Source organism: Halomonas denitrificans (genome assembly GCA_019800895.1).
Lineage (GTDB): Bacteria > Pseudomonadota > Gammaproteobacteria > Xanthomonadales > Wenzhouxiangellaceae.
This window is the reverse complement of the sequence record JAHVKF010000003.1, coordinates 352,811-363,998: the sequence shown is the minus strand read 5'-3', so window position 1 is coordinate 363,998 and position 11,188 is coordinate 352,811. Positions and strand designations below refer to the sequence as shown.

The 11,188-nt window shown below is 66.6% G+C and carries 8 protein-coding genes; 3 read left to right on the top strand and 5 right to left on the bottom strand.

Annotated elements, in window-relative coordinates; all coding sequences use genetic code 11:
• Window positions 1–114: 114 nt before the first annotated feature.
• From KUV67_10215 to prmB, 3 genes are read right to left on the bottom strand one after another with little or no spacing between them, the layout of a single operon-like run.
• On the bottom strand, window positions 115–1,152 hold the full coding sequence (locus tag KUV67_10215) for an aspartate-semialdehyde dehydrogenase (protein ID MBY6205255.1): 1,038 nt from the start codon (window positions 1,150–1,152) through the stop codon (window positions 115–117).
• Between the two features lie 29 nt (window positions 1,153–1,181).
• Window positions 1,182–2,273, bottom strand: coding sequence for a chorismate synthase (gene aroC / locus KUV67_10210; GenBank protein ID MBY6205254.1), 1,092 nt, complete (start codon window positions 2,271–2,273; stop codon window positions 1,182–1,184).
• Entirely contained in the window at window positions 2,270–3,253 is a 984-nt protein-coding gene (gene prmB, locus KUV67_10205; protein ID MBY6205253.1) for a 50S ribosomal protein L3 N(5)-glutamine methyltransferase, read from the bottom strand. The genes aroC and prmB overlap by 4 nt, the downstream gene beginning before the upstream one ends.
• A 33-nt stretch (window positions 3,254–3,286) precedes the next feature.
• Here prmB and KUV67_10200 point away from each other — a divergent pair, with 33 nt between their 5' ends.
• The 3 genes from KUV67_10200 to KUV67_10190 are packed head-to-tail and all read left to right on the top strand — an operon-like array spanning window position 3,287 to window position 5,629.
• The gene (locus KUV67_10200; GenBank protein MBY6205252.1) at window positions 3,287–3,979 is read left to right on the top strand and encodes an SCO family protein; all 693 of its coding nucleotides are present in this window, start codon (window positions 3,287–3,289) and stop codon (window positions 3,977–3,979) included.
• The gene (gene asd, locus KUV67_10195; GenBank protein MBY6205251.1) at window positions 3,972–4,859 is read left to right on the top strand and encodes an archaetidylserine decarboxylase; all 888 of its coding nucleotides are present in this window, start codon (window positions 3,972–3,974) and stop codon (window positions 4,857–4,859) included. Before KUV67_10200 ends, asd begins: the two co-directional genes overlap by 8 nt.
• Before the next feature lie 2 nt (window positions 4,860–4,861).
• Window positions 4,862–5,629, top strand: a complete 768-nt coding sequence (locus KUV67_10190; protein ID MBY6205250.1) for a hypothetical protein — start codon at window positions 4,862–4,864, stop codon at window positions 5,627–5,629.
• A 141-nt stretch (window positions 5,630–5,770) separates the two neighbouring features.
• Here KUV67_10190 and ppnN read toward each other — a convergent pair whose 3' ends face one another.
• A complete protein-coding gene (gene ppnN, locus KUV67_10185; protein ID MBY6205249.1) occupies window positions 5,771–7,174 on the bottom strand; it encodes a nucleotide 5'-monophosphate nucleosidase PpnN in 1,404 nt (467 codons plus the stop codon).
• Window positions 7,175–7,705: 531 nt separating this feature from the next.
• Entirely contained in the window at window positions 7,706–10,987 is a 3,282-nt protein-coding gene (locus KUV67_10180) for a TonB-dependent receptor (GenBank protein ID MBY6205248.1), read from the bottom strand.
• Between the last annotated feature and the right edge of the window lie 201 nt (window positions 10,988–11,188).

The following is an 11,188-nucleotide window of genomic DNA, read 5'->3' as shown; positions in this document are numbered from 1 at the left end:
GTTGTCCGAGCCACTGCTTATGATTATGGCCGGAGTATAGCAAGGGGGTTCGGCCCGAGACAGCCCGAAGCCGCAGCCGACCGCCGGCCTTCGGAACGGCCGGACAGCGGCGCTTCAGCGCTGGAGCCGGAGGATCGTTTCCGCGATCTGGATCGCGTTGAGCGCCGCGCCCTTGCGCAGGTTGTCGGCGGTGATCCACAGGTCGATGCCACGCGGGTGGGTCGGGTCGCGACGCAGTCGGCCCACGACGACCGCATCGCGGCCCGAGGCGTGCTGCAGCGGCGTCGGTTCGGCATCGGACGCCAGCAGCTCGACGCCCGGCGCGTCGGCCAGCAGCGCGCGGACGCGTTCCAGGTCGATCGGCTGGCGCGTCTCCAGGTGCACCGCCTCGGAGTGACCGTAGAAGACCGGCACCCGCACGGCGGTCGCGTTGACGCCAATTCGATCGTCGTCGAGGATCTTGCGGGTCTCGTTGTGCATCTTGCGTTCCTCGCGGGTGAATCCCGGCATGCTGCTTTCGGCGTCGAACACGTCGATCCGGGGAATCACGTTGAACGCGATCGGCGCCGTGAACACGTCGACCGTCGGCTCGCGGAAACTGAGCTTGTCCGCCGTCTGTCGACCCAGCTCTTCCATCGCCCGCCGGCCGGCTCCCGATACTGCCTGGTAGGTCGCCACGTTGATCCGCTCGATGCCGGCGGCGCGATGGATCGGTGCCAGGGCAACAACCATCTGGATCGTCGAGCAGTTGGGATTGGCGATGATGCCCGCACGTTCGGGGTCGGCGAACGGTGCCAGCCGATCCGGATTGACTTCCGGGACGACCAGGGGCACGTCGGCGTGCATGCGGAAGAACGAGGTGTTGTCGATGACCACCGCGCCGGCCGCAGCCGCACGCGGCGCATGGACTTCGGAGACCGCACCCCCGGCCGAGAAGAACGCGAAATCGATGCCGGCGAAGTCGTTGCGGTCGAGCGACTGCACGCGAAGTGTCTTCTTTCCGAATTGCACTTCGTCTCCGGCCGAGCGCTCGCTGGCCAGCGCGACCACCCGGCCGACCGGGAACCCCCGCTCGGCGAGCAGGGCGAGCAGCACCTCGCCGACGGCGCCGGTCGCGCCGACGATGGCGACGTCGTAGGTCCGTTCCGTCATTCTTGCCTCCGTGCGCATCGCGAGCGCGCTCACTCCACCCGCGGCGACTGCGGCGGAACGTCGCCGCACTGCGCACGGTGGAGCAGGTAATGGTCCATCAAAGTCAGTGCCAGCATGGCCTCGACGATCGGCACCGCCCGGATTCCGACGCAGGGATCGTGCCGTCCGGTGGTCACGATGTCCACCGGCCGCCCCTCGGTGTCGACGGTGCGCCCCGGAATCCGCAGGCTCGACGTGGGCTTGAACGCAACGGCTACCGTCACCGGCTGGCCCGACGAGATGCCGCCGAGGACTCCACCGGCCTGGTTGCCCAGGAACCCGTCGGGCGTGATCTCGTCGCGATGCTCCGTGCCCTTCTGCGCAACCGAGCCGAAGCCCGCCCCGATCTCCACGCCCTTGACCGCATTGATACTCATCATGGCCGCGGCCAGGTCGCCGTCGAGCTTGGCATAGACCGGTGCGCCCCATCCGGGCGGCACGTTCTCTGCCCGGGCGCGGACCAGTGCGCCAACCGAATCGCCCTCCTTGCGCAGGGCGTCCATGTAGGCCTCGAGCGCCGGTACCTTCAGGGGGTCGGGGCAGAAGAACGGGTTGTCGTCGATCGATTCGGCGTCGAAGTTCTCGTCGCAGACCTGCTCACCGAGCTGGCCCAGCCAGCCGGTGATGCGAATGCCGAAGCGGTCATGGAGATACTTTGCCGCCAGCGCTCCGGCGGCCACCCGCATTGCGGTCTCGCGCGCCGAGGATCGCCCACCGCCGCGGTAGTCGCGCACGCCGTACTTGTGGTGGTAGGTGTAGTCGGCATGGCCCGGTCGGAACTGGGCAGCGATGTCGGCGTAATCCTTGCTGCGGGCATCGGTGTTGTAGACGACCAGGGCGATAGGCGTCCCGGTGGTACGCCCCTCGAAGGTGCCGGACAGGATCTGGACGTCCTCCGCCTCGCGCCGTTGGGAGGTGTGCCGCGAGCGACCGGTCGCCCGGCGCAGCATGGCGTCCCGGATCTCTTCGGCCGAAATCGCCACGCCGGGCGGAAAGCCGTCGATCACGCACCCGATCGCCGGCCCATGACTCTCACCGAAGGTCGTGATGCTCAGCACGCGGCCGAATCGGTTGTAGCTCATGCCTCGTTCTCCCGGTTCCGTTCCAAAACTCCGCGGTCCGCGACTTCGATCGACACGGGCCGATCCAGTCCGCCCGAGGCGGCGAGTTCCACCGCGGCGGCCCGATCGAGCAGGAACACTCCTTCCCCGCCGTGCTGGAACTCCAGCCAGATCGCATCGGTATCGGCGAGCAGCTGCGCGGCCATCGGCGCCGCTTCGCCGACCTCGACCAGCAGCAGGCCGCCCGGCTCGAGACGGTCGCCGGCCCCGGCGATCAACCGCCGCACGATATCGAGTCCATCGCGGCCGGCCACCAGCGCACGTGCCGGCTCGTGGCGGTACTCCTCCGGCAGATCGGTCATCGATGCCTGGGGAACGTACGGCGGATTGCTGATGATCAGGTCGTAGCGCGACTCACCGAGCGCGTCGTAGACGTCGGATTCGAACAGCCTCACCCGATCGCCGACGCCGAGCCTGCGCAGATTGCCGGCCGCCACCTCGAGCGCACCGGCGCTGATATCGCTCGCGTCGACGCTCAGGGCCGGCCAGTGCCACGCCAGTGCCCCCGCGATACAACCGGAACCGGTCCCGATCTCCAGCACCCGCAGCGGACGCTCGAGGTCCAGCCAGGGCTGCAGGCCCTCGACGATGAGTTCGGCCAGCGGGGAACGTGGCACCAGGGTCTCGGGCGTCACGTGAAATCGGAGGCCGGCGAACCAGGCCTCGCCGAGCAGATAGGCGAGCGGTCGGCGCGTATCGATCCGTCGCGCGAGCAGCGTCTCCAGTGCGCGGCGATCCTCGTCGGCGACGCGCACCTCGAACATCGCCTCGTCGAAATCCGGCGAGAGATCCAGTTGGTGGGCGACCATCCAGCACGCCTCGTCGATCGATCGCTCGGTGCCGTGACCGAAGAACAATCCGGCCGAATCCATGGCTTCGGCGGCCTTCCGGACCCACTCGCCGAGGGTCGGCGGAGGGGCTTGATCGGACCGCGTCGACATGGGTCGAGTATACGGCATTGGTATACTTCAACCATGCGATCACCAACGCCCCGTACCCCAGCGAAGCCCGTCCCGCTGCCCGCTCGGCCTGCCCTTCCGGAGCGCGCCTCGGGACGGGTCCTGTGGACGGTCCTGGTCGCGCTCGTCGCCGTGCTGGCGGGCGTGATCGTGGCCCGCCCGATGTTCTCGCCCGCGCCCGAGTATCGCGCCGCGTCGCTGTACCCGCAGGCGCGGCCGATCGAGCCCTTCGCACTGCAGGACGGCAACGGCCGACCGTTCACCGAAGCCGACCTGCAGGGCAGGCTGTCGCTGGTCTTCTTCGGCTTCACCAACTGCCCCGATGTGTGTCCCGATACGCTGGGCCAGCTGGCAACGGCCGTCGAGCGTCTCGAATTGATGCGCGTGGAGAAACTGCCGCAGGTGGTGTTCGTGTCCGTCGACCCGGAGCGGGACGGCGGCCAGACCATGCGCGACTACGTGGAATGGTTCGACGAGGACTTCCGCGCTGTGACCGGCGACGACGAAGCGCTGGACACGGTTACCCGCCAACTCGGCGCGCTGTACATCCGCCAGGCGCCGGACGACTCCGGCTTCTACAGCGTGGATCACTCCGGCATGGTCGTCATCGTCGATGGCGAGGGCCGGATGATCGGCCGGTTCGCCCAGCCGATCGACACGGAAGCGATGATCGCCGACCTGTTCGAACTGGTTCGCCGGAGTGGCTGACCGCGTATCTGCCGCCGGCCGGGCCGGTGTCGCGCTGCAGCACCTGCTGCCCCAGCACGCGCTGACCGCACTCGCCCATCGGATCTCCGTGTCCCGCGCCGGCTGGGTGCGCAAGCCCCTGATGGCGGGCTTCCAGCGCGTGTTCGACGTCGACCTGGAGGAAGCCGAGGTGCCGGCCGAGGGGTTCGGCAGCTTCGATGACTTCTTTACCCGTGCGCTGAAGCCCGGCGTTCGCCCGATCGCGGACGCTGACCTGGTCAGCCCCTGCGACGGCACGCTGAGCCAGAGCGGGCGGATCGACGACGGACGGATCCTGCAGGCCAAGGGCCGCATCTTCACGGTCCGGGAACTGCTGACCGACAAAGACGCGGCGACCCCCTTCGCGGGCGGGCGCTTCGCGACGATCTACCTGGCCCCCTACGACTACCATCGCGTGCACATGCCCGCCAGCGCACGGCTGCAGAGCGAAATCCGCGTTCCCGGCCGCCTGTTCAGCGTATCGGACACGACCAGCCGCAGCATCGATCGCCTCTATGCCCGCAACGAGCGCATGGTCGCCCTCTTCGACACCGACTTCGGGCCGATGGCCGTGGTCATGGTCGCCGCGATGCTGGTCGCGGGTATCGAGACGGTCTGGGATGCAGGCGGGCCGCACCGCCCCGGACGCCGGGTCTCGCGCCGCGACTTCGACGCCCCGGTCGCGCTGGCGGCCGGCGACGAACTCGGGCGCTTCCACTGGGGCTCGACCGTGGTCCTGCTGACCGGCCCCGACGCGCCGGACTGGTCCGACGCGCTCCGGCCGGGCCGTCGCATGCGGCTCGGCGAAGCGCTGACGGAACGCAGCGGACGGAACTCCAACGACTCTCCATCGTCCGAGTGAACATGAGATTTCAACGAACCTTGCAGATCCCGTTCGCGGCGCTCCTCGCCGCTGTGATGCTCTCGCTGGGCAATGCATCGGCACAGGACGAACACTGGCTGGCCGACCGGGCCGCCACCTCCGACGTGGTGGTGCTGGCCAAGCTCGATCGGACCGATTACGAGTATGCCCGCGGCTTCCCGGTCGACGGCCGGGCCTGGTTCGACGTGCTGCTGTCCTATAAGGCACCGCGCGTCGTCGAGCGCTTCATCGTCAAGGAATCCGGGCTGAAGGACGTCGAGTGCTACTTCCCGGAAACGGCGTCCGGTGCCGAGAACCCGCGCTACCTGCTGTTCCTGGTCACGGACCCGGACGACGGCTATCGCGGCCACCCGGAAGGCTGCGCCTTCGAGGTGCTGGTGGGTGCCGACAACGGCTACGCGATCCGCTGGCCGCAGCCGGCGCTCGGTGGCGAGAACGGCCGGGGCGACGAGGCGCTGCAGGCGCTGGTCCGGCCGATGAGCTTCCAGGGGCCGCGTTCGCGGATCGATGCCTCGGACATGCTCGCGCACCAGCGCCGCGCACGCGCCGAGGCACAGTTCATGCGCGTCGAAGGCACGGCCCTGCTTCCGACGCGCGGCATTCCGCTGAGCGACTTCCGGCGCCTGATGCGCGACGGACTGGTCAACGAAGACGGCGCGATGCGCGCTCGCGAACAGCGCCGCGCCGCGACGCTCCGGCAGGCGCTGGACGAGGCAAATCGCGCCGACGCGGACGGCGGCGGAGAGTAGCCCCGGTCCAGCCCGGCTCCGATCCGGGCTGCAGGACAGTGCTTGCAGGCGAGAGCTGAACGCTGGTACCCGTTCGCTCGCAAGCTCACTCCTACAGACTATGGTCGGCAGGACGTCTGTGCCTCCTCGCGTGCGCTCGCCTCAGCTGACGATGCGGTAGCAGGGCTCGTACGCCGTCTCGCCGGGAAGTTTCATCCGGTGCTGGCGCACGAAGCGCTGCAGCAGGCGATCGAGCGCGTCCATGATCTCCCGCTCGCCGCGAATCTCGAACTTTCCATGTTCGCGGATGCGACGGATTCCGTCGGCCTTCACGTTGCCCGAGACGATCCCCGAGAACACCCGCCGCAGGTTGGCGGCCAGTTCGTGGCGAGGCAGGTCCCGCGATACCGGCAGGTTCGCCATCGCTTCGTGGGTCGGATCGAAGGGGCGCTGGAATTCGTCGTCGATGTGCAGCAGCCAGTTGTAGTAGAACGCATCCTGAGTCTCGACCCGGTAGGCGCGCACCGCTTGCAGTCCCTGCCGCATCTCCTGGGCGACCGCTTCCGGATCGTCGATGATGATGCGGTAGCGTTCCCGCGCCTGGTCGCCGAGAGTCAACCCGACGAAGGCATCGATTTCCTCGAAGTAGTCGGCCGACTCGGCCGGCCCCGTGAAGACCAGCGGGAACGGCTGGCCGTCGTTGGCCGGGTTCAGCAACACGCCGAGCAGGAACAGGATTTCTTCGGCCGTACCGACGCCGCCCGGGAACACGACCACGCCATGACCAAGCCGCACGAAGGCTTCAAGGCGCTTTTCGATGTCCGGCAGGATCACCAGTTCGTTGACGATCGGGTTCGGCGATTCTGCAGCGATGATGCCCGGCTCGGTGATGCCGACATAGCGCCCCGGGAGGGTGCGCTGCTTGGCGTGCCCGATCGTCGCGCCTTTCATCGGCCCCTTCATCGCGCCGGGGCCGCAGCCGGTACAGATGTCGATGCCGCGCAGGCCCATCTGGTAGCCGACTTCCTTGGTGTAGTCGTATTCGAAGTCCGGGATCGAGTGGCCGCCCCAGCAGACCACCAGGTTCGGGTCCACGCCCGTGTCGAGCAGGTGCGCGTTGCGCGCGATCTCGAACACGGTGTTGGTGATGCCCTCCGACGACGCCTGGTCGAAGTAGGGATTGGGCCGGATCTCGGTGTGGAAGTAGACGATGTCGCGAACGACTGCCGAGAGGAGTTCGCGGATGCCGCGAATCATCTCACCGTCGACGAAGGAACAACCGGGCGCGTTGTCCAGGTCCAGCCGGATGCCCCGATTGACCTGTTCGACGCGGATCGCGAAATCCGCATAGCGCGACAGCATCTCCTCGGCGTCGTCGCCGGGGTTGCCGCTGTTGAGCACGGCCAGCGCACAGCGGCGCAGCATGTCGCCGACTTCCTGGGTCGCGTCGGACAGGCGCGAGACTTCCTCGCGCGACAGGATGTTCAGCGTGCCGGCCGGATACACGTGCGTGGTGTGCTTCTGCTGCGCGCATCCGTTGCGCGGCGAATGTTCGTTCTGGCTCATTTCTCGTCCTTTGCTCCGATTCGATCCCGCGCGGTCGGATCGGGCCGAATCGAGCGGGCCGAACAGTGTACGCATCCGGCGCAGAAAGGAAAGCCCGGAGCTCGCTGGCCAACGTTCAAGAGCACTGACCGCAGATGAACGCGGATGAACGCGGATGAACGCGGAAGAATTCGTGACGCAGGGAGTCATCCGGGGTGGCAATGAAACGATCCGGCGCTGCGGTTTCCACCCTGCCCCATGGCACCGGTTGCCGGCTACGCGATCGGTTTTCTTGCGCACACAGGCCGGCAACGCGTGCGCATCGCTTTACTGACTCGGGGCTGTCGTTCCTGTTCTCGAGCAGACACCCCCCGTTCTCGCCGACGGTCCGGCGCCGAGATCGAAGAGGACTCGGTCTCCGCCTCTTCATCCGCGTTCATCTGCGGTAAATCACTTTCCTTTCCAAAAAAAAAAGAGCCCGCCGATCGCTCGGCGGGCTCGGGTGCTGCTTCAAGCACCGGCCGGGGGCCGGGACTTGAGGTCACGCCACGATCAGAAGTCGTAGCGCAGGGTCAGGCGGATTTCGTAGACCGACTGCGGACGGCTGGTGAACACCGTCGGGTCGTCGTCGAAATCGGTGAACCGGTACAGGCAGTCGGTGGCCTGGAGGCAGGTCGTACGCGGCGCGTCGCCGGTCAGGGCCGTTGCCCCATCGACGCCGTTGGCCGCCACGTCGGCTGCGGACACGAGGTCGGCGCGCACGATGTTGGCCTGGCCGAAGCTCGGACCGTTCGTGAAGCGACCCCAGTCGTCGTTGATCAGGTTCAGGAAGTTCTCGACATCGAGAATCAGCTTGAACCGGTTGTCGCCGACGAACTTGCCGATGCCCGGGATGCCCGGCAGTTCCTGCTGGAAGCGCAGGTCCCAGATGTTGTTCCAGTCATCGGACACCAGCGAGTACGGCTCGAGAATGCCGCCGACCGGGATGTTGTTCTCTTCGACGTAGTTGAAGAAGCCGGCGACGTCGAAGTCCGAACCGTAGACGACCAGCGGGTCGTTGCCCGGGGTCGGAATGTACAGCGGACGGTTGTCGAACGGGCTCTCGCCCTGGCCGGCACGGCCGAACAGCGCGTTGTCACGACCGACGTCGAAGGTGGCGCCGAACACGTCGCCCTTGAACACGCGGCCGAATACGTCGACGCGGGTCAGCAGGTCGCCGAAGAACTCGTTCTGGTAGCCGAAGTTGAACTTGAACGAATCCTCGATCTGGAACGGCGAGGTGCGCGGCGCCGGGTTGTTCTGGTCCAGCGTGTACTGGCCGCGCCAGTTCGAGATACCGCGCGACGAGGTGCCTTCCGAGATCACTTCGGAATCGGTGTACGCGTAGCTGATATCGAAGTTGAAGCCGGAATCGAAGGCCTTCGACAGGCCGACCGTGAACACGCTGCTCTCGGAGCCGTCGGCGTTGCCCAGCTGGGTCAGGTTGTTGATGCCCAGGTCGTCGAGGTCGGCGTAGATGACGCGGCCGTCCGGAGCGACGCCAGTGGGCAGTGCGTCCGGGTTGGCGGTCTGGGCCAGGTTGCGCCAGACGAAGCCGTCGCGGACCTTGGTGTAGAGGTACTGGGCGGTGAAGCGGTAGTTGTCACCCAGGTTCATGCCGAACACGTTGTTCAGGTCGAAGCCCTGCTCGAAGCGCAGCGAGGCCTTCCAGTCCGACGGCGTGTCGAAGTCCTCGGCGATGTAGTCGATCGGCACCGCGACACCCTGCGCCACCGCGTCCTGCAGTTCCTGCGGCACGTTGCGGATATCGACATTCATCGCATCGAAGGTCTGGGCGAAGAAGGTCGCGCTCTGGAACGCGTTCGACACCCAGACTTCCGGGTTGCCGCCGGAGAACAGGCCGAAGCCACCGGACACGGTGGTGCGCGCCGCCGGGGTCCACAGGAAGCCGACGCGGGGCAGCCACAGGGCGTTGCCGTCGAGGTTGTTCGACGTGTTGACGCCGTAAAGGCTGTTGATCGCACCGCTGAAGGCCGGCTTGTCGTCCTGCAGGAAGCGCTCGTAGCGCACGCCGGCGCTCAGCTCGAAGTCCGGGGTGATGGCCCAGCGATCCTGGACGAAGAACGCGATCTGGTCGTAGCCCCAGGCAGCGGCGCCGTCCTGGGCATTGTTGCTGGTCACGTTCTCGTAGCGGACCCGACCCGGCGTCCGGTTGACGAACTCGTCGTAGTCGTTGAAGGTGAATTCACCGTTCGAACGCGGCACGAAGAGGTTGAACAATTCGTACTGCTCGTACTCCGCGCCGAAGGTCACGACGTGGTCGCCGGCGAAGTACTCACCGGACAGCAGGATGTCGAGACGCTCGTCGTCGAAGGCGTTGGCGTGGCGGAAGCGATCGCAGCCCAGCGTGAAGCTGACTTCGTCGTCACCGAGGAGACCTTCCAGAGGGCTGCCGGCGACGGCGTCCGCGTTCCAGTCGTCCAGCGTGATCTGACCGAAGCCGCGGCCCACGCGGCAGTTCTGGCCGCGGACCTTTTCCACGTAGTTGACGCGCAGGCTGGTCGAGAAGTTGTACGACCAGTCGCTGAACAGCTGCAGCGTGTAGGCGTCGATCTCGTTCGGCACGTCATACCAGGCACCGGTGAACTCGTCCGCGCCGACCGAGGTGTCGTTCTCTTCGGTCTTCTGGTACGTGAACGACGCGCGATGGTCGTAGTTGATGTTCCAGTCGAGCTTGGCCAGGGTACGCTCGGAGGTTTCCGGCACGTTGGCGACCTGCGGACGACCGCCCGGATCGAAGCCGTAGACCTGCTGGGTCAGCTCGCGGATGGCCGCGTAGAAGGACGGATCGATTTCGTTGTTGACGTCGAATTGCTGGAAATCGGCAGGCGCGGCGTTCTCGTACTCGTCGTAGGACAGGAAGAAGAACAGCCGGTCCTTGAGGATCGGCCCGCCGAGCGTGAAACCGTACTCCTCTTCTTCGAAGTTGCCCGGATCGAAGGTCTGGCCGCCGTCGAGGTCGTTGCCGATGAAGCTGTCGTCGTTGTAGGCGTAGTAGATCGAGCCGTCCCATTCGTTGGTGCCGGACTTGGTGACCACGTCGATCAGGCCGCCGGTGAAGTCCGAGGCGGTGACCGAGTAGTCGGCCGCGACCAGGGTCGCCGACTCGACCGCATCGAGGTTGATCGGCGAACGCGCGGTGGCGTAGGTGCCCGAGCTCAGGCCGAAGTCGTCGGTCTGGGCCGCGCCGTCGATGGTAAACGCGTTGAAGCGCGGGTTGACGCCGCCGACGGACAGGTTGCCGACGCCGTCGGACTGGGCCAGCGGATCGCGCAGCAGCGTGCGGACCACGTCGCGGTCCGTCGCCGGCTGGTTGGCGATGTCTTCGGCCGAATAGGTCGAGCCCACGCCGTTGTTCAGCTCGGCGGCCCGGGAAATGACTGCACCGGTGACCTGCACCGTATCCAGATCGGCAGCCGCTTCGACCAGGGTGAACCGGAACGGATCCTGCGCGCCCGGATCGAGATACACGTTCTCGAGGCGCTGGATCTGGTAGCCGTCCGCGGTGACCGTGATGTTGTACGGGCCGCCGACACGCAGACCGCCCTGGAAGAACTGGCCGGTCTCGTTGGTCTGCGCCCGGGACACGGTGCTCGACGGCACGTGGATGATCTCGACGGAGGCGCTGTCGATGACATCGCCGTCGGCCGAGATGACCTGGCCGCGGAGGTTGGACGACGTGGTCTGTGCAAGGGCCGTGGACGCGGCCAGGGCACTCACGACGACCAGGGCGAGCAGCGCGCGCAGGCTGATCGAAAGGTTCGTGGGTTTCATGCAGTCAAACTCCAGAAATGGTGAATCGTTGAATCGAATGCAACTCGGATCGAACAAAAGCGACGAGCCTCCCGGGTCACGGCACGCACCGTCCGATCGGAACCAGTGCAAGGTACGGGCCGTCGATGACACCGCGATTACAGGATTTTAACGGAACGGGCGCCCGGAGCGCGACCCGAATTCACGGAAAATTTACGAATC

Coding starts and splice junctions, on each gene's coding strand:
- KUV67_10215 (MBY6205255.1), bottom strand. CDS start 1,152: ATGACGGAACGGACCTACGACGTCGCCATCGTCGGCGCGACCGGCGCC.
- aroC (MBY6205254.1), bottom strand. CDS start 2,273: ATGAGCTACAACCGATTCGGCCGCGTGCTGAGCATCACGACCTTCGGT.
- prmB (MBY6205253.1), bottom strand. CDS start 3,253: ATGTCGACGCGGTCCGATCAAGCCCCTCCGCCGACCCTCGGCGAGTGG.
- KUV67_10200 (MBY6205252.1), top strand. CDS start 3,287: ATGCGATCACCAACGCCCCGTACCCCAGCGAAGCCCGTCCCGCTGCCC.
- KUV67_10190 (MBY6205250.1), top strand. CDS start 4,862: ATGAGATTTCAACGAACCTTGCAGATCCCGTTCGCGGCGCTCCTCGCC.
- ppnN (MBY6205249.1), bottom strand. CDS start 7,174: ATGAGCCAGAACGAACATTCGCCGCGCAACGGATGCGCGCAGCAGAAG.
- KUV67_10180 (MBY6205248.1), bottom strand. CDS start 10,987: ATGAAACCCACGAACCTTTCGATCAGCCTGCGCGCGCTGCTCGCCCTG.